Origin of the sequence: Pseudorhodoferax sp. LjRoot39, from assembly GCF_964253035.1 — a bacterium.
GTDB lineage: Bacteria > Pseudomonadota > Gammaproteobacteria > Burkholderiales > Burkholderiaceae_C > Pseudorhodoferax.
In genome coordinates this window covers 3,607,101-3,623,992 of record NZ_CAXUQL020000001.1, presented here as the reverse complement: position 1 = coordinate 3,623,992, position 16,892 = coordinate 3,607,101, and the positions used below count along the sequence as shown (strand labels likewise).

Annotated in this window: 13 protein-coding genes; 7 read left to right on the top strand and 6 right to left on the bottom strand. The window is 72.8% G+C overall.

All coding sequences use genetic code 11. The features are described 5' to 3' along the window. Positions 1-5: 5 nt before the first annotated feature. From ACSQ4M_RS16845 to ACSQ4M_RS16835, 3 genes are all read right to left on the bottom strand, one after another. Complete coding sequence (locus ACSQ4M_RS16845) at positions 6-350, bottom strand: hypothetical protein (protein ID WP_436190584.1); 345 nt, start codon at positions 348-350, stop codon at positions 6-8. A 296-nt stretch (positions 351-646) separates the two neighbouring features. Continuing rightward, a complete protein-coding gene (locus tag ACSQ4M_RS16840) occupies positions 647-1,297 on the bottom strand; it encodes a glycine zipper 2TM domain-containing protein (protein WP_436190583.1) in 651 nt (216 codons plus the stop codon). A gap of 114 nt (positions 1,298-1,411) precedes the next feature. Further along, entirely contained in the window at positions 1,412-3,937 is a 2,526-nt protein-coding gene (locus ACSQ4M_RS16835) for an ATP-binding protein (protein ID WP_436190582.1), read from the bottom strand. 28 nt (positions 3,938-3,965) lie between these two features. Here ACSQ4M_RS16835 and ACSQ4M_RS16830 point away from each other — a divergent pair, with 28 nt between their 5' ends. Further along, positions 3,966-4,712 carry a response regulator gene (locus ACSQ4M_RS16830; protein ID WP_436190581.1) on the top strand — a complete coding sequence of 249 codons (747 nt, stop codon included), beginning with the start codon at positions 3,966-3,968 and terminating at the stop codon, positions 4,710-4,712. 15 nt (positions 4,713-4,727) lie between these two features. Here ACSQ4M_RS16830 and ACSQ4M_RS16825 read toward each other — a convergent pair whose 3' ends face one another. Then, entirely contained in the window at positions 4,728-6,227 is a 1,500-nt protein-coding gene (locus ACSQ4M_RS16825; RefSeq protein WP_436190580.1) for a PLP-dependent aminotransferase family protein, read from the bottom strand. A gap of 89 nt (positions 6,228-6,316) precedes the next feature. On the opposite strand from ACSQ4M_RS16825, the gene ACSQ4M_RS16820 reads away from it, so the two are divergent. Further along, positions 6,317-7,552: a benzoate/H(+) symporter BenE family transporter gene (locus ACSQ4M_RS16820; protein ID WP_436190579.1), complete on the top strand. Its 1,236-nt coding sequence runs from the start codon at positions 6,317-6,319 to the stop codon at positions 7,550-7,552. A gap of 40 nt (positions 7,553-7,592) precedes the next feature. Here ACSQ4M_RS16820 and ACSQ4M_RS16815 read toward each other — a convergent pair whose 3' ends face one another. Beyond that, complete coding sequence (locus tag ACSQ4M_RS16815; RefSeq protein ID WP_436190578.1) at positions 7,593-8,501, bottom strand: tetratricopeptide repeat protein; 909 nt, start codon at positions 8,499-8,501, stop codon at positions 7,593-7,595. 272 nt (positions 8,502-8,773) lie between these two features. Here ACSQ4M_RS16815 and ACSQ4M_RS16810 point away from each other — a divergent pair, with 272 nt between their 5' ends. From ACSQ4M_RS16810 to ACSQ4M_RS16795, 4 genes are read left to right on the top strand one after another with little or no spacing between them, the layout of a single operon-like run. After that, entirely contained in the window at positions 8,774-10,408 is a 1,635-nt protein-coding gene (locus tag ACSQ4M_RS16810) for an AMP-binding protein (RefSeq protein ID WP_436194028.1), read from the top strand. Between the two features lie 3 nt (positions 10,409-10,411). Beyond that, positions 10,412-11,611: an acyl-CoA dehydrogenase family protein gene (locus ACSQ4M_RS16805; protein ID WP_436190577.1), complete on the top strand. Its 1,200-nt coding sequence runs from the start codon at positions 10,412-10,414 to the stop codon at positions 11,609-11,611. A gap of 37 nt (positions 11,612-11,648) precedes the next feature. Next, a complete protein-coding gene (locus tag ACSQ4M_RS16800) occupies positions 11,649-12,629 on the top strand; it encodes a Bug family tripartite tricarboxylate transporter substrate binding protein (RefSeq protein WP_436190576.1) in 981 nt (326 codons plus the stop codon). A gap of 32 nt (positions 12,630-12,661) precedes the next feature. Then, positions 12,662-13,672, top strand: a complete 1,011-nt coding sequence (locus tag ACSQ4M_RS16795) for a LysR family transcriptional regulator (RefSeq protein ID WP_436190575.1) — start codon at positions 12,662-12,664, stop codon at positions 13,670-13,672. Between the two features lie 232 nt (positions 13,673-13,904). Here the strand turns inward: ACSQ4M_RS16795 and ACSQ4M_RS16790 are convergent, their stop codons facing one another. Continuing rightward, positions 13,905-16,376 (bottom strand): hypothetical protein, encoded by a 2,472-nt coding sequence (locus ACSQ4M_RS16790; RefSeq protein ID WP_436190574.1) that lies wholly within the window; start codon positions 16,374-16,376, stop codon positions 13,905-13,907. Between the two features lie 291 nt (positions 16,377-16,667). On the opposite strand from ACSQ4M_RS16790, the gene ACSQ4M_RS16785 reads away from it, so the two are divergent. Next, positions 16,668-16,880 carry a DUF4287 domain-containing protein gene (locus ACSQ4M_RS16785; protein WP_436190573.1) on the top strand — a complete coding sequence of 71 codons (213 nt, stop codon included), beginning with the start codon at positions 16,668-16,670 and terminating at the stop codon, positions 16,878-16,880. The last annotated feature ends 12 nt before the right edge of the window (positions 16,881-16,892 follow it).

Sequence of the window (16,892 nt, the reverse complement as noted above, 5' to 3'; positions counted from 1 at the left end):
GTGCATCATGCGTGCAGTTGGTCCTTGGCCTGGTCCAGCAGGTCGACCGCCACGAGGCTGGCGTTGTGGCGCACATGCCAGGCGGCCTCGCTGAGCTTGGCCAGCTGCGGCTCCAGCGCCTTGTCATCGCAGGCCTCGAGAAGCTGCATGGCGTGCCGGATCGCGACCAGGGCCTGGGCCCGGTGGTCGCAGTACAGCTCGACCTGGGCCATCTGCAGGTCATGGCGGGCCTCGCGTTCGGCCGCCTCGTGCGAGGCTGGCGGCGCGCTGGTGTCCAGGTGGCCGTCGTAGCCGCCGGCACCGACGATGGCGCCCAGCAGGACCGAATGGGAAGCGGTGTCGTTGTACATGGTGAACTCCTTGAGGGAAATGTTGTTGCGATGGATCCATGGTGCGCCGTGCGCATTGCGGGCGGGCTACGCCGCGCGCAACGCCGGTTGCATCTGCAACATCTCAGTGATCCATTGCGCTGGCGCGCCACCCGCAGGGCACGAAACCGGGACGCAAGCCGCTGCTCCGACGGCCGCGGAGCAGGCCATGCCAGCAGACGCGGCGGAACGGGCTCTGCCCGGCCGCTCGCGGCGCCCCCGTGAGGGGGGATGGGATTTCCACACGCAGTGAGAAATCCAAACGGGGGTGTTTCATTTCAACGCCAGTGGTGGCCGCCCCAGCCCCAGCCGGTGTCGATCTGCACGCCCACGGGCGCGACCCAGGGGCGCTGCACCAGCACGGGGGCCGGTGCCATCACCACCGGAGACAGCACGGTGGTGTTGCCGTAGGCCACCGGGGCGGTTGGCACCACCGCATTGGCCGGTGCCACGCTCACGTTGAGCGGCACGTGGTCGCCGGGGTCGCTGGCCAGCCGCGTGCTGTAGCGCTGGCCGTTGTAGTCGTAGACCACGTCGAAGCCGACCAGCCGGTTCTCCACACGCTGCTCCTGGTGGCAGGTCTGCACGGGCGTCACCACGGTCGGAGCGCCATTGGCCTCCACGTTGTTGCCCGTGATGGCGCCGGCCAGCACGCCCACCCCCGTGGCCAGCGCGCGGCCGCTGCCGTGGCCGATCAGGTTGCCGGCGCCGCCGCCGACCAGTGCACCGATCAGGGCACCGGCGCCGCTGGGCTGGGCCCGGCTGAGCTGGTCCTGCTGCACGCACTGCTGCATGGGCACGGCCACCTGGCTGTACACGGCGGTCTTGGAGACCACGGTGCCGTATTCGGTGGCCATGGCGTTGCCGGCCAGCAGCGCGGCGGCTGCGGCCAGCGCTTGCACGGCACGGCGGTTGAACATCTTGCGCATGGCGGATTCCTTTCCTCTGCGTGACAGGCCGGGTGCGCCAAGCGCCAGCGGCTCCGTTGGAAGCCACTGTGCGCGCGCCCGGTTACGCCGCCATGCGGCCCGGCGCCGGGCCGGTTACGTTTGCAACCGGGGCTGCAGTGCCTGCGCCACGGCACGCGCCAGCTCGGCCCGCGTCAGCGGCTTGGCCACCAGCACGCGCACGCCGGCCGCGGCCGCGCGCTGCGCCAGCCCGGGACCGCCATAGCCGCTGGCCAGCACCACGGGCAGGTCCGGCCGGATGCGGCGCAGCGCCGCCACGAGCTCCATGCCGCTGAGTCCCGGCATGCGCTCGTCGCTCAGCACAAGGTCGAAGCGCCCGGGCGTGGCCGTGAAGCGCGCCAGTGCCTCGGTGCTGGAAGCCAGGCCGAAGGGCTCGTAACCCAGGCCGGCCAGCATCTCCTCGGCCAGCGCCACCAGCGCGGGCTCGTCGTCCACCACCAGCACGGCCTGGCCCTGGCCCAGCGGCAGCGCGCCGCCGGCCACCGGGGCCGCGGCGTCGGCCGGTGCATCCAGGCAGGGGAAGTACAGCGTGAAGCAGGCGCCCTCGCCCAGCGTGCTCTGCACGTCGATGGCGCCGCCCAGTTCGGCCGCCACGCCGTGCACCACGGCCAGGCCCAGGCCGGTGCCCTTGCGCGGCCCCTTGGTGGTGTAGAAGGGCTCGAACAGGCGGTCCAGCGCCTCCGGCGCGATGCCGGTGCCGCTGTCCTGCACACGCAGCCGCGCGTAGCGGCCGGGCTGCAGCCGGGACTCGAACAGCGTGCGTGGCACGTCCACGCGCTCCACGTCGAGCAGCACGCGCAGCGCGCCGCCGTCGGGCATGGCCTGCACGCCATTCGTGCACAGGTTCAGCACGGCCTCGTAGACCAGCGTGGGGTCGCCGGCCAGCACCGCAGCGGGGGCCTGCAGGTCCGGCGCCAGCTGCACGCCGGCCGGCAGCGAGGCGGCCAGCAGCTGCAGCACCTCCTCGACCACGGGCTGCAGCACGAAGCGCTGTGCCACATGCGGCGTGCCACGGCTGAACGACAGCACGCGCTCGACCAGCGCCTTGCCGCGCTGGCCGGCCTGCAGCACCTGGTCGAGCTGGCGCGCCTGGTCCGAGCCCTCGCTTGCGGCCGCGCGCGCCAGTTCACCGTAGCCGACCACCGAGGCCAGGATGTTGTTGAAGTCGTGCGCCACGCCGCCAGCCAGCGTGCCGATGGCCTCGAGCCGGCGCGCGCGCTGCAGTTGGTCGGCAAGCAGACGTTCGCGCGCGCGGCCCTCCACCTCCTCGCCGACATCGGCCGCCATCCCCGAGAACAGCAGCGGCGCGCCGGCCGCATCGCGCCGGGCATTGCCGCGCAGCCGCACATGGCGCCAGCCGCCGCCGGACTGGCGCGTGCGCACCGTGGCGTCGAACAGCGGCCGGCGGCCGCGCGCATGGGCCGCCAGCGCATGGCGCAGCGCGCGCAGGTCGCGCGGGTGCACACGTTCGCGCAGCAAGGACATGGGATCGGGCGGCACGGCCGCGTCGCGCGCCAGGCCCAGCAGCTCCTTCATGCGCGGCGACAGGTCCACGCGCCCGGTGCGCGCATCCCACTCCCAGTTGCCTTCCTGCGCGGCCTGGAAGGCGCGCAACGCGCGCTGCTGCTCTGCCGCCAGCAGCTGCTGCGCCACCAGCCGCAGCCGTTGCTCGCGCACATTGCGCACCAGCAGGAACAGCGTGACCGTGAGGGCCGACGCGCCGAAGGCCGCCACCAGCCAGGCCTGCTCGGCCCAGTCGGCCAACGCCGGCTGCAGGTCGCGCGCCACCACCACCATGAGCGGATGGCCGCGCAGGGCCTGCGCGGCCACCAGGCGCTCGCGGCCATCGGGCAGGCGCACGCGGTGCGGTTGCGGCGCATCCCACAGCGCGTCGGTCACACTGGCGGGCAACAGCTGGGATGGATCCTCGCCAGGGCCGTCGGAGACCAGCACGCGGTCGCTGCGGTAGATCGCCAGGCTGGTGTCGGCGGCCGGCGCGATGCGGCGGAAGTCGCCGTCCAGCACCTCGGGCTCGGCCAGCAGCACCACCGCGCCGAGGAAGCCGCCGCCAGCGGCATTCCAGGGCATGGCCACGCCCACCAGCGGCCGCCCGTCGCGCAGGCTGGGGAACGGTGTGCCGACGAAGGTCCGGTCGGCCAGCCCCTGTTCGGCCGCGCGGAAGAAGTCCAGCCCGGCCAGCGAACCGGCCGGCGGCGGCCCGGGCACCGAGCTGGCCAGGATGTGGCCCGCCGCATCGGCGATCGCCAGCGCGCGGAATTGCGGCAGCGCCGCCATGCGCGTATGCAGCAGGTTCTGGGCGGCTTCGGTGCCCGGCTGGATCAGGCCCTCGGCCAGCTCGGTGCGGGTGGCGCGCAGCGTGGATTCGGCCACGTCCAGGCCGGCGTCGGCCTGTGTCGCCATGGCGGCGGCCAGCGAGCCCAGGCGGCGCAGCTCGCCGTCCAGCGACTGCTGGCGCAGCACCCACAGGCCCCAGGCCACGGCCAGCAGGATCAGCGCCTCCACCAGCAGCACGGCGGTGACGCCGCGCAGGTGCGCGCGGTCGGGGCCGGCCGGTGGCGCGGCTATAGTGGAATCGTCCATTGCATCGAGCCCATCGGAAGCCCCAAGTATGTCCGCCACGCCCCCGCCAGCAGCACCCGCCGGCCACATCCTCGTCGTCGACGACGATCCTGCCGTGCGCGCGTTGCTGCAGGAGTACCTGGCCGCCAACGAGCTGCGCGTCTCGGCCGTGGCCAGCGGTGCGGCCATGCTGGAGCTGCTGGAGCGCGAGGCCATCGACCTCGTGCTGCTGGACCTCAAGATGCCCGGCGAAGACGGCATGCAGCTGGCCCGCGCGCTGCGCGAGCGCGCAGGCATTCCCATCGTGCTGCTGACCGGCAAGGCCGAGGAAGCCGACCGCGTGATGGGCCTGGAACTCGGCGCCGACGACTACGTCACCAAGCCCTTCAGCCCGCGCGAGCTGCTGGCGCGCATCCGCGCCGTGCTGCGCCGCTACCACGTGCAGACCGAACTGGCCAGCCGCGACGACAAGCGCCGCGCCTACCGCTTCGCGGGCTGGGAGTTCAACCTGCGCACGCGCAAGCTCGGCCATGCGGACGGCCGCCGGCTGGACCTCAGCAACAACGAGTTCAGCCTGCTGGCGGCCTTTTGCAGCGCGCCGCAGCGCGTGCTGAGCCGCGACCAGCTGCTGCAGCTCTCGCGCCTGCACAACGCCGAGGTCTACGACCGCACGGTGGACGTGCAGGTGCTGCGGCTGCGCCGCAAGATCGAAGCCGATCCGTTCACGCCGCAGCTGATCCTGACCGAGCGCGGCGCGGGCTACCTGTTCAACACGGGCGTCGAGACGCTGTACTAGCGCCCGGCGCGCAGGTCAGCGGCACAGCGCGCGGAGCAAGCCCGCCAACCTGCGGACCGCCGCCTCCAGTTCGTGCGGAGCGTGGGCCGCGAAGCCCATGAGCAGGCCCGGCTGGTGGCAGCGTGCCGCGTGCAGCGGCGTCAGCCCCAGCACATCGATGCCGGCCCCCCGCGCCGATTCGACCGCCTCGTGTTCGGGGATGTCGCGGACGAACACGCAAGGCATCTGCATCCCCCCGGCCGGCACCCGTGGCTCCACATAGTCGGCCAGATGCTGGCGCACCAGCCGCGCCAGCACGTCGCGCCGCTCGGCGTAGACGGCGCGCATCGTGCGCACGTGGGCGCCGAAGTGCCCGCCCTCGATGAAACGCGCCAGCGTGAGTTGCGGAACCGGCGCGCTGTGCCCGTCCAGCAGGGTGCGGGCCGTGGTCATGGGCGCGACCAGGGCGTCGGGCAGCACCATGTAGCCGATGCGCAGGCCGGGGAACAGCGACTTGGTGAAGGTGCCGATGTAGACCGTGCGCTCGTGCGGGTCCAGCCCCTGCACGCAGGCGGTGGGCTTGCCCTCGTAGTGGAACTCGCTGTCGTAGTCGTCCTCGATGATCCAGCCCTGGTGCCGGCGCGCCCATTCGATGACGGCCAGGCGCCGGTCCAGCGCCAGGGTGGCCCCGGTGGGGAACTGGTGCGAAGGCGTGAGGAACACGGCACGGGCCGCCTCGCCAGGCGCCTGTGCCGCCCGCTGCAGGTGCTCGACCAGGATGCCGTCGGCATCCATGGCCAGCGGTACGCAGGCCAGCCCCGCGGCGTCGAAGGCCTTGCGCGCCCCGTGGTAGACGGGGTCTTCGATGAAGATGCGCTCACCGGCGTCGAGCAGCACCGTGGCACACAGGGTCATGGCCTGCTGGGCACTGGTCAGCACCAGGACCCGCTCGGGCGTTGCACGCGCACCCCGTTCGAGATTGACGTGGTCGGCGATGGCGCGGCGCAAGGGCGCCATGCCCTGCGGCGGGCTGGGCAGCAGTGCCAGGGTGCCGTACTCCCTCAGCACCTGGCGCTGCAGGCGCTCCCAGGTCTGCAGCGGAAAGCTGCGGGTCTCCGGCACGCTGGGCGCGAAGGGGCGGGGCTGCAGGAAGTCCCGGACACCACCGCCCTGCAGCACGGCCTGGCCGCGCTGGCTCAGGCGCCGGGCCGGCTGGAGGGCCGCGGCCGTGCGCCGCGGCCTGCCGCGCCCGGGCAGTTGCTGCGCCTGTTCGGACACGAAGCTGCCACTGCCCACCCGCCGTTCGATGAAGCCCTCGGCCTGCAGCTGGCCGTAGGCCGACTCCACCGTGTCACGGGACACCCCCAGCGACTTCGCCAGCGCACGCGACGCAGGCAAGGGGCGGCCCGCCACGAGCGCGCCGTCCACGATCAACTGGCGGACGGCCCGCTGCACCCGCGCATGCAGCGGCAAGGCGCGGTGCGCGGGGTCGCCGAGCCAGGCCTTGACGGATTCCAGTTGGGCGTGCTTGAACAATTGGCCGGTATCTCATCGAAAAAGTGGCAGGGGCCATCATGCCATTTGAAGGCTATCGTCCCACCGTTCTTCCCTTTCCCAGCCAAGCCATGCCGTCCGCCCCCCCGCCTTCACCCGTCCGCTGGAGCGATCTCACCCATCCCGTCGTCGCCGGCCTGATCTCGGTCATCGTCAACTACGGCGGCACCTTCATCCTGGTGTTCCAGGCCGCCAAGGCGGCCGGCCTGAGCCCGGCGCTGACCGCCTCCTGGGTGTGGTCGATCTCCATCGGCGTGGGCGTGACGGGGCTGGCCCTGAGCTGGATCTCACGCGAACCCATCATCACCGCCTGGTCGACTCCGGCAGCGGCGTTCCTGGTCACCGCGCTGGCGACCACACCCTATGCCGAAGCCGTGGGCGCCTACATCGTCTCGGCAGCCGCCTTCGTGGTGCTGGGCCTGTCGGGCTGGTTCGAGCGCGTCATCCGCATGGTTCCACCGGGCGTGGCGGCCGGCCTGCTGGCGGGCATCTTGCTGCAGTTCGGCGTCAAGGCCTTCGGCGGCATGAACGTCGATCCGCTGCTGGCCGGGCTGCTGGTCCTGGCCTACGTGGTGCTCAGGCGCTGCGCGGCCCGGTACGCGGTGGTGGGCATCCTCGTGCTGGGTCTGGCCTTCCTGCTGGCGCAGGACCGCGTCGACCTGGCCGGATTGCGCCTGGAGATGGCCAGCCCCGTGTTCACCCTGCCCGCGTTCTCGCTGAACGCCTTGCTGAGCGTAGCGCTGCCGCTGTTCCTCATCACGCTGACCGGCCAGTACATGCCGGGCATGCTGGTGCTGCGCAACGACGGCTTTCGCACCAGCGCCAATCCCATCGTGGCTGCCACCGGTCTGGGCTCGCTGCTGATGGCGCCGTTCGGTGCGCACGCCTTCAACATCGCGGCCATCACCGCCGCCATCTGCACGGGCCGGGACGCGCACGAGGACCCTTCCAAACGCTGGATTGCGGGCGTGGCCGCAGGGGCGCTGTACATCCTGGTCGGCATGTTCGGGGTGACGCTGGCGGCCGTCTTCATGGCCTTTCCCGCGACCTTCATCACCACGCTGGCGGGCCTGGCACTGCTGGGCACCATCGGCGGCAGCCTCGCCAACGCCATGGCCGATGCCAGGACCCGGGAAGCCTCGCTGATCACCTTCCTGGCGGCCGCCGCCAACATCACCCTGCTGGGCATCGGCGGCGCGTTCTGGGGGCTGGTGGCGGGGCTGGTGGCGCATGCCGTGCTCAACGGCCGCTTGCCACCGCCTGCAGCCGCATCCGCCCATGCGTCCGTGCCTCTCGGCAAGGGGTGAACGCGCCGGACCATGATGCCGGGCCTGGGCGCCACGGCGCCTAGACGTCCCAGTTTCCCCCCAGGCCGCCGGCATCGGCGTCCGTCGCATCGTCCCAGCCGCCACCGGCGTCACGGATGCCGAAGTCCGGATCGCCCCAACCATCTGCGCTGGGCGCGGCCTGCGCCAGCGGCGCGGTGTAGGGCACGGACACGGGCGCGGACGCCGTCTCGTGGCCGAACAGGCGGCGACCCAGCTCCTGGCCCGCCACGGCCGCCGCACCGGCGGCCAGCCCACCGGCCACGCCGGCCGCCACCTGCGACCCCCAGCCCGGGCCGGCCGGCGCCGGCGCAGCCGGTGCACCACCCCAAGGCACCACCCCATCGGGCTGCGCAGGGCCACGCGGCCAGGCCATGGACGGACCGGCGGCAGCCATCGGAGCCATGGCCGGCCCCTGGGGTGCCGGGCGCGGCCGGTTGGCGCGTGTCAGCAGCCAGCCCAGCAAGGCGCCAAAGCCCACGGCCAACGCCAGCCCCCAGGCCAGGGGGCGGCCACGACCAGCCTCGGCCGCCTCGGCGGCCGGCATGGTCAGCGGGCTGCGGCTGGCGGCCGGCACGGGCGGCTGGTCGAGCACCCGGCGCAGGTGTTGCAGCGACTGGTCCTGCACGAAGGGCAGGCCGGGCGCCAGCCGCTCGGCAGTGGCCAGCTCGGTGCGTGCCGGGCCCAGGCGGCCCTGCTGGGCCAGCAGATCCGCTTCGACATAGTGGGCCTTGGCGCTGTTCGGGTGGTCGCGCAGCACCGGGTCCATCAACTGCAGGGCCTGCTCCACATGGCCGTTGTGGGCCGCCTGGTAGACCTGGTCCAGGCTGGCGTCGGCGGCAAGCGCCGGGCCGGCCAGCGCCGCCGTGCAGGCCAGCGTCAGCAGCAGGCGGGTGCCGCGGCGTGAGAGGGTGGTGGTGGGTTCGAACATGCACGTCTCCTGCAAGCGGCAGGACCGGCGGCCCTGCCATGGACGCACTGTGGGGCGCACGCGCTGCAGCGCCGTTGCAGCGCTGGCGGCGTCGATGACATTTGCAACGCAGCGCGTCAGGCGGACGGCAGCCAGGCCGAGCGCCCATGGCCGATCTGCGCGTCGACAGTTGCTGCCGGTGCGCAGGCCGACGCCCACGGCCTGCCCGGACACGGTGCCGCCGCGCCATCACACAAATCGATGGCCGTGCATCAGCAATCCGTATTTCCGTGATGGCCGGCGTTCTGGAACAGTGCCTTCACCGCAGCGCACCGCGCCGCCACCCAGGAGACAAGCCCTTGAGCGCCCCAGCCCCCCGCCCCGTGACCAACGTGGCCACCCTCGTCGCCCGCAGCGCGCAACGCCATGCCGCGCGCCGCGCCATCGTGACGCCCGAACGCAGCCTCAGTTACGCCGAACTCGACGCGCGCGCCAACCGCCTGGCCAACGCCCTACTGGGCCTGGGCCTGGCGCGCGGCGACCGCGTCGGCATCTACCTGCCCAACTGCCCCGAGATCGTCGAGACCGAGCTGGCCTGCTACAAGGCCGCGCTGGTCAAGGCGCCCTACAACGCGCGGCTGTCGCCGGCCGAGGTCGGCGCCACCGTGGACAACAGCGCAGCCAGCCTGGTCATCACCACCGCGGCGCGCGCCGAGGCCTTCCGAGCGCATGTGCGCGGCGCCATGCCCCGCCTGCTGCTGCTCGACGGCCCGGCGGACAGCGGCTACGAGGCCCTGCTGGCACGCGCCAGCGACCGCTTCGAGGCCGTGGCCGTGCACGCCGACGAGCTGGCCGTGCTGCACTACACCTCGGGCTCGTCGGGCGTGCTCAAGGCCGCGATGCAGACCTTCGGCAACCGGCTCGCGCAGCTGCGCAAGTTCCTGATGCGGCCGGACACCACGCGGCCGGGCGACATCCTGGGCCTGGTCGGCCCGATCACGCACGCCTCCGGCATGCAATTGGTGCCGGCGCTGTGCAGCGGCACCACCATCCGGCTGTTCAGCGGCTTCGCGCCAGACCGCTTCCTGGCCGACATGCGGGCTGAGCGCGTCACCCACACCTTCCTCGTGCCCACCATGGTCAACATGCTGCTGGCCGAGCTCGAAGGCCAGTACCGGCCCCTGCCCGACCTGCAGCGCCTGGGCTACGGCGCTGCCCCCATGGCGCCGGCCCGCATCCTGCAGGCCATGGACGTGTTCGGCCCGGTGCTGTCGCAGGGCTACGGCGCGGGCGAGACCACATCGGGCGTCTGCGGCCTCACGGTCGAAGACCACCTGCATGCCCGCGCCGCGCGGCCCGAGCGCCTGGCCTCCTGCGGCCGCCCGCTGCTGGAGTGCGACGTGCAGATCCTGGACGACGCCGGCCAACCCGTCGCGCTGGGCGAGATCGGCGAGATCGTGGTCGGCGGCGAGGACGTGTTCGCCGGCTACTGGCGCGCGCCCGAACTCACGGCCGAGGTTTTGAAGGACGGCCGCTACTACACGGGCGACCTGGCGCGGCTGGACGAGGAAGGCTTCGTCTACATCGTCGACCGCAAGAAGGACATGGTCATCAGCGGCGGTTTCAACGTCTACCCCTCCGAGGTCGAGGCAGTGCTGTACCAGCATGCGGCCGTGGCCGAGGCCTGCGTGTTCGCCGTGCCCGACGACAAGTGGGGCGAGTCCGTCGCCGCCCACGTGGTGCTGCGGCCCGGCCAGGCTGCCGATGCGCGCGCGCTGGACGCCTTCTGCGCCGAGCGGCTGGCCGGCTTCAAGCGGCCGCGCCACCTGGAGTTCGTCGCCGCGCTGGAGAAGAACAGCAACGGCAAGGTGGCGCGCAAGGCCATCCAGGCTCCCTATTGGGCCAACCACAGCCGCAAGGTGAACTGAACCATGACCGCCGCTTCCAAACCTCTGTTCGACGGCCCCTTCGAAGGCAGCCCCCGCGCCGCCGAGATCATCGCGCGCGTGCAGGACTTCCTGCATGGCGAACTGGCCGAGCTGGCCCGCGCCCACGGCATCGACCACGAGCACGGCGCCGACCGCGCGTTGCTGCAGCAGGTCTGGCGCCGCGCGCACGCGCTGGGCTTCTACGGCATGACGCTGCCCGAGCCCATGGGCGGCCTGGGCCTGCCGGTGCTGGACCACGTGCTGATCAAGGAGGCCATCTACGCCAGCGGCTCGCCGTTCGCGCCGCACGTGTTCGGCGAGCTCAGCGGCCCGCCGCGCGTGGGTGCGTTGGCGCGCCAGGCCACGCCGCAGCAGATGGCGCAGTTCATCGTGCCCGTGGCCCAGGCCGAGATGGCGATCTGCTTCGCGCTGACCGAGGCCGAGGCCGGCTCGGACGCCGGCGCCGTGCAGACGCGCGCCGTGCTGCAGGGCGAGCACTACGTCGTGAACGGCCGCAAGCGCTTCATCTCGGGCTCGCCCTTCGCCGACGCGGCCGTGCTGCTGGCCTCCACCGCCCCCGAGGGCGCCACCGAGCGCGAGGTGACGGCCTTCTTCGTCGACTTGCGCAGCCCCGGTGCGCGCGTGGAGACGGGCTACAAGACCATGGCCGGCCAGAGCGGCACGGGCGACATCGTGCTGGAGGATTGCCGCGTGCCGCTGGCCAACCGCATCGGCGAACCTGGCCGCGGCCTGGCGCTGGCGCTGGGCCGCATCAGCGTGAACCGGCTGCTGCACTGCCCGGCCATGCTGGGTCTGGCGCAACTCGCACTGCGCGACGCGCGCGACTACGCGCTGCAGCGCCGCCAGTTCGGCCGCAGCATCGCGCAGTTCCAGGCGATCCAGCACATGCTGGCCGAGATGGCGACCGAGCTGGCCGCGGCGCGCGCGCTGATGCTGGGCACGGCCCGCGCGCTGGACGCCGGCGGCGCCGCGCGGGCCGAGACCTCCATGGCCAAGCTGTTCTGCTCGGAGACCGCGTTCCGCGTGGCCGACCGCGCCGTGCAGATCCACGGCGGCGAAGGCATCGTGCAGGGCCGGCGCGTGGAGTTCCTGTTCCGCATGCTGCGCATGTACCGCGTGCTGACCGGCACCAGCGAGATCCAGAAGAACACCATCGCCAAGGAGCTGCTCGAAACCACCTGAGCCGCACACACCTCGAAGAACACCGGAGACACCCCTTATGCAAACCTTGAAGCTGCAACGCCGCGCCCTGCTGGGCGCCGGCCTGGCCACCGCCTTCGCGCCACTGGCCCGCGCTGCCGATCCCTACCCCAGCCGCCCCATCAAGTGGCTGCTGCCCTACCTGGCCGCCACCGGCCCGGACAACACCGCGCGCATCCTGGCCGAGGCCGTGGGCCCGCTGCTGGGCCAGCCCGTGGTGATCGAGAACAAGGGCGGTGCGGCCGGCAACATCGGTGCGCGGCTGGCGGCCAAGGCACCGGCCGACGGCTACACCTGGGTCTACTCGGCGGCGCCCATGGCGGCCAACATGCGCATGTACAGGCAGCCCGGCTTCGACGCGCTCAAGGACTTCCGCCACGTGATGCGGCTCACGAGTTCGGACATCGTGCTGATCGTGCATGCCGACTCCGGCATAGCCAGCGTGCAGGCGCTGGCCGCAAAACTGCGCGCCGCGCCGGGCAAGCTCGAATACGCCTCGGGCGGCGTGGGCACGCCCTCGCACCTGGGCATGGAGCTGCTGCTGAGCGCGCTCGATGCCCGTGCGCTGCACGTGCCCTACAAGGGCGCCTCCGAACTCGTCAACGCGGTGCTGGGCAGGCAGGTGGTGTTCGGCACGCCCATCCTGTCCGTACCCTACCAGCAGATCAAGGCCGGCCAGCTGCGCGCGCTGGCCGTGGCCGGCCCGCGCCGCAACCCCATGCTGGCGCAGGTGCCCACGCTGGCCGAGGCCGGCGTGCCCGGCGTCGAGCTGGTGTCCTGGGGCGGCGTGTCGGTGCCGGCCGGCACGCCGGACGCCGTGGTCGAGCGCATCCGCACGGCCTTCCGCACTGCGCTGCAGCAGCCGCGCGTGGTCGAGGCCCTGCAGGCCCAGGGCGGCGGTGTCGACATGCTGGACGGCGAGGACTATGTGCGCGGCTCCACGCGCGAGATGGCCTTCACCGAGGCCATGATGAAGCGCGTGGGGCTGGCGCCGATGTGAGGCGCGCGGGTGGGGGCTTACAGTCGGCCCCCGTGGAACTGCGAACCCTGCGCTACTTCATCGCCGTGCTGGAGGCGGGCAGCCTGTCGCGTGCGGCCGGCACGCTGTTCGTGGCCCAGCCCGCGCTGACGGCCCAGATCCGCAAGCTCGAGGCCGATCTCGGCGCCCAGCTGTTCGAGCGCTCGCACGCGGGCATGACGCCCACGCCGGCCGGGCTGCAGCTCTACCAGGACGCGCGCCGGCTGCTGTCGGATGCGGCGGCTGTGCGCGAGCGCGTGCGCAGCCTGCCGCAGGGCCCCGAGGGCTCGGTCACCGTGGCCCTGCCTTTCCTGCTGGCCTCGCTGCTGATGGGGCCGGTGTTGGCCGGACTCAAGGCCGCGCACCCGCGCATCCGCGTGTTCGTGCTCGACGACCTGAGTCTGATGGTGCGGAAGGCCATGCTCGACCGGCGCGCCGACATCGGCCTCCTGGTCGACACGACCCAGGTCGACGGCCTGCGCTGCCGCCCGTTCGCGCGCGAGGCCATGTACTTCTGCGGCCACGACGCCGACGGCAGCGTGGCCCCGCTGCTGCAGCGCGCCGCGCAGCGCGGCAGCCATCCGCGCATCGCCTTCGCCGACGCCGCGGCCCAGCCGCTGGTGCTGCAGTCGCGCCGCTTCTCGATCCGCCAGCGCGTGGAGGATGCCGCCGCCAGCCAGGACGTGGTGCTCAACATCGCGCACGAGCACGATTCCGCGCGCGTGATCCGCTCGCTCTACGCGAGCGGCGCCGGCTTCACGTTCACGCCCGCCTGTGCCCTGCCCGACGCCGGCCGCCGCAGCACGCCCTGGCTGGTCGCGCGCGTGGTGCAGCCCGAACTGCAGCGCAGCTACAGCCTCGCAACCGCCGCCGACCGGCCGCTCGACGCGGCCGCGACGGTGGTCGCGCAGGCGCTCGGCGACGCGGCGCGCACGCTGATCGCCAGCGGGCGCTGGGAGGCGGAATGGCTGGGCGAAGCCGCGGCCGTGGAGCACCACCCGAAACCGCGGCGCGCCAGCCGCTAGGTTCAGCTCAGAAGCTGTGAATGAACCGATCGCGTCCACGACGGGGTGCGCCGGGCCACAGGCGTAGGCGCAGTCCGCCGCCCGGGCTCGTGCCCGGGCAAGGACTGCAACGCCCGCATGTGGCTTGGCGCGCCCCGGCCCAAAGGGCGAGGCCCTGGGAGCAGCGGTCGCAACGTGAGAAGTTCGTCATTGGGGGGCCTCGCGTGGGCGTGAGCGGTTCGTTCACAGCTTCTCAGGGCAGCGTGGCCTGCAGCAGCTGGTTGTCCGAGACCAGCACCAGGCGCTTGATGCCGGTCGCCACCAGCGTGCCGGTGCCGCCCAACGTCGGGCTGCTGCCCAGCGTGACACCTTGGCCACGCGGGATCAGCGTCGTGAACGCGCCGGTGGCCGGGTCCACGCGGGCCAGGTCGCCCAGGTTGGTGATCGCGTAGAGCGTGCCGGCCGGATCGACGGCGATGCGCAGGGCCAGACTGGCGAAGCTGCTGACGGTTCCGTCCGGCGCGATGCGGCGCAGCGTCGCGGCGCCGTTGCCGCGGCTGCCGTCGAGCACCCACAGCGCGCCGTCGGGCGTGCGCGCCAGACCCTCCGGTCCGCTGAAGCGCGCGCTCGCGGCCGGGCCGTCGGCGGTGCCGGACTGCCCCAACGCACCCGCATAGGTGCTCACGTTGCCAGCGGCGTCGATGCGCCGGATGGCCCGGTTCTCCGGGTCGGCGGCGAACAGCTCGCCGCCCGCACCGCTCACCAGCGCCGCGACCGCGCCGAAGCGTGCCGCTGCGCCGCTGCCGTCGGCCGCACCGCGCTCCGGAGGCGGCGCGCTCTGGCTCGGAATGGAGTCGTAAGCCGCACCGGCCAGCGGCGTCGTGGTGTTACCGGCGTCGATGCGGCGGATATTGAAGGCGTCGAAGAAGAAGATGTTGCCCGCGGCGTCGATGGTCGTTGCGATGCCGGCATTGAGCAGCGCCGCGCTGCCAGTCCCGTCGACGTTCCAGCGGTTACCCGGCAGGCCGACGATGCTGGTCACGCTGCCATCGGGCGCGATGCGCCGCAGCACGCTGTTGGCCTGGCTCAGGACCAGGCTGCCGTCGGGCGCGGCGGCCATGGGCGCGGCGCCGAACACGGAACTGCGCAGCGTCATCTGCGCCAGCACGCCGGTGCCGCCGCGTGCCTGGGGTGCCACGGCGTAGGCACTGGCCGTGGCGATGGTGGTGACGAGGCCGCTGGCGTCGACCCGGCGCACCGCGCCGGCGGTGTTGTCGGTCAGGATGAAGCTGCCATCGCCCACCACGGCCACGCCGCCGCGGAACCGGTCCAGCCGCGACTGGCCGGGCGGGCCGTCGACCAGGCCAGGGTAGGAGGAGGACGGGCCGTTGTACTCGGCCGCCGTGGGCCGGGAGCCGGCCACCGTGGTGACGACGGCCGTGCCGGTGTCGATGGCGCGCAGCAGGCCGATACCATCGCGCAGGTACAGCGTGTTGCCGCTCAGGGCCAGGAACCCTGTCGTCGGCAGGCCAGCTGCCAGGCCGGTGCCGTCGGCATTGTCGTCGCCCTGCACGGGGCCCTTGCCGGCGAACGTGTCGACCTGGCCCGCACCGGCGCCGCTGCGCGCGATGCGGCGCACACGGCCGAACTCGCTCACGTACACGGTGCCGTCGGCCGCGGCGGCGACGCCGGTCGGCACGGCGAACTGCGCGCTGGCGGCCGGTCCGTCGAGCCAGCTGAAGTTGCCGTTACCGGCATAGGTGGAGACGGCGCCAGCCAGGCTGACGCGCCGGATGCGGGCGTTGCCGCTGTCCGCCACGTAGAGGTCGCCATCGGCGCCCAGGGCGATGCCCACCGGGGCAGAGAAGCGCGCGGCGCTGCCCGCGCCATCGGCCATCCCAGCCACACCGGCCGCGCCGGCGAGCGTCGTCACCACGCCCGCGGGCGTGATCCGGCGGACCGTGTTGCCAAGCTCCTCGGTCACGTAGAGGTTGCCGTCGCTGTCCACGGCGATGCCCATCGGGTGGTTGAAGCGCGCGGCGGTGCCGGTGCCGTCCGTGGTCGAACGCGGTGCGGCGCTGTCGCTCTCGCCGGCGATCAGCGTGATGGACGACAGGTCGGCCGCCAGGCGGCGCACGGTGTTGCCCGAGACGAAGGCGAAGCTGCCCGAGGGTTCACGCACGATGCCGCGCGACATGCCGATGTCGGCCTGGTCGCGCAATCCGTTGACGGCCAGCGGCGCCAGCAGCGGCCCTGCCAGCGGTGGCGCGGCCTCGACGGTGAGCGCGGCCACGTCGCTGGTCGTGCTGTCGCCGCCGCAGGACAGCACGGCGCGGAACTGGGCCCCGCTGTCGGCCAGTGCGGTGTTCAGGCTGTAGCCGGTCGCGGTGGCGCCGGCGATGGCGGCGAAGTCGCCGGCCGCGCCGTTGTTGCGCTGCCATTGCGTGCTCAGGGTGCCGCTGCTGCAGCTGGCCGCCACGCTGAAGCTGGCCGGCGCACCCGCCGTGACGGTGGCCGGCTGCGGCTGCTGTGCGATGGTCGGTGCCGGCGGTGTCGCGGGCGGGGTCACCGGCGGCGTGACCACGGGCGGCGTGGTGCCCGGGTCGCCCGCTGGCGCGGTGTCGTCACCGCCACCGCAGGCGGACAGGGCCAGCACGGCGGCGCCCAGGACCAGGGTCGCGCGCCGGCGCTGCGCGGGCGTGAACAACATCGTCAACAGGTGCATGGGGAAACGGCTCCGGTTCAGAACGCATGGGCACCTCGGCGAGCCGCCGTGCCGCGTGGGCCCGTGCTACCGGGCGTCCGCACTGTAGGCAGCGGGGGGTGCGCCGCACATCCCGCCGAGGCGGTACGGTGCCAGCGGCGCGACCGCGCTGTCACGCCAAGGCGGGAGCGGCCCGCCGCGGGCCGGACCGTTCGCGCATGTCGATATGCTGCGGCGTCGCACGTCGTGGGAGCGGGATGCGCCGAACCGCGCGTTCCGCCCCCACCACGCCACAACAGAAGGAATCACGCCATGGCCACGTCAGGCACGAGCAAAGGCCCCGCCTCCTACTTCCCGTCGATCGAGAGCAAGTACGGGCAGCCCATCAGCCACTGGATGGCACTGCTGCGCACGGCGGAGCCGCGCAAGCACATGGAGTACGTCGCCTGGCTGAAAGCCGAGCATGGCCTGGGCCATGGGCATGCGAACGCACTCGTGGCGGCGTTCCTGGCCGAGCGCCCGTAGCGGCCGTAGCGG

Excerpts from the sequence above, each read along its gene's own strand:
- ACSQ4M_RS16845 (WP_436190584.1), bottom strand. The coding sequence starts at position 350 with ATGTACAACGACACCGCTTCCCATTCGGTCCTGCTGGGCGCCATCGTC.
- ACSQ4M_RS16840 (WP_436190583.1), bottom strand. The coding sequence starts at position 1,297 with ATGCGCAAGATGTTCAACCGCCGTGCCGTGCAAGCGCTGGCCGCAGCC.
- ACSQ4M_RS16835 (WP_436190582.1), bottom strand. The coding sequence starts at position 3,937 with ATGGACGATTCCACTATAGCCGCGCCACCGGCCGGCCCCGACCGCGCG.
- ACSQ4M_RS16830 (WP_436190581.1), top strand. The coding sequence starts at position 3,966 with ATGTCCGCCACGCCCCCGCCAGCAGCACCCGCCGGCCACATCCTCGTC.
- ACSQ4M_RS16820 (WP_436190579.1), top strand. The coding sequence starts at position 6,317 with ATGCCGTCCGCCCCCCCGCCTTCACCCGTCCGCTGGAGCGATCTCACC.
- ACSQ4M_RS16815 (WP_436190578.1), bottom strand. The coding sequence starts at position 8,501 with ATGTTCGAACCCACCACCACCCTCTCACGCCGCGGCACCCGCCTGCTG.
- ACSQ4M_RS16810 (WP_436194028.1), top strand. The coding sequence starts at position 8,774 with ATGGCCGGCGTTCTGGAACAGTGCCTTCACCGCAGCGCACCGCGCCGC.
- ACSQ4M_RS16805 (WP_436190577.1), top strand. The coding sequence starts at position 10,412 with ATGACCGCCGCTTCCAAACCTCTGTTCGACGGCCCCTTCGAAGGCAGC.
- ACSQ4M_RS16800 (WP_436190576.1), top strand. The coding sequence starts at position 11,649 with ATGCAAACCTTGAAGCTGCAACGCCGCGCCCTGCTGGGCGCCGGCCTG.
- ACSQ4M_RS16790 (WP_436190574.1), bottom strand. The coding sequence starts at position 16,376 with ATGCACCTGTTGACGATGTTGTTCACGCCCGCGCAGCGCCGGCGCGCG.
- ACSQ4M_RS16785 (WP_436190573.1), top strand. The coding sequence starts at position 16,668 with ATGGCCACGTCAGGCACGAGCAAAGGCCCCGCCTCCTACTTCCCGTCG.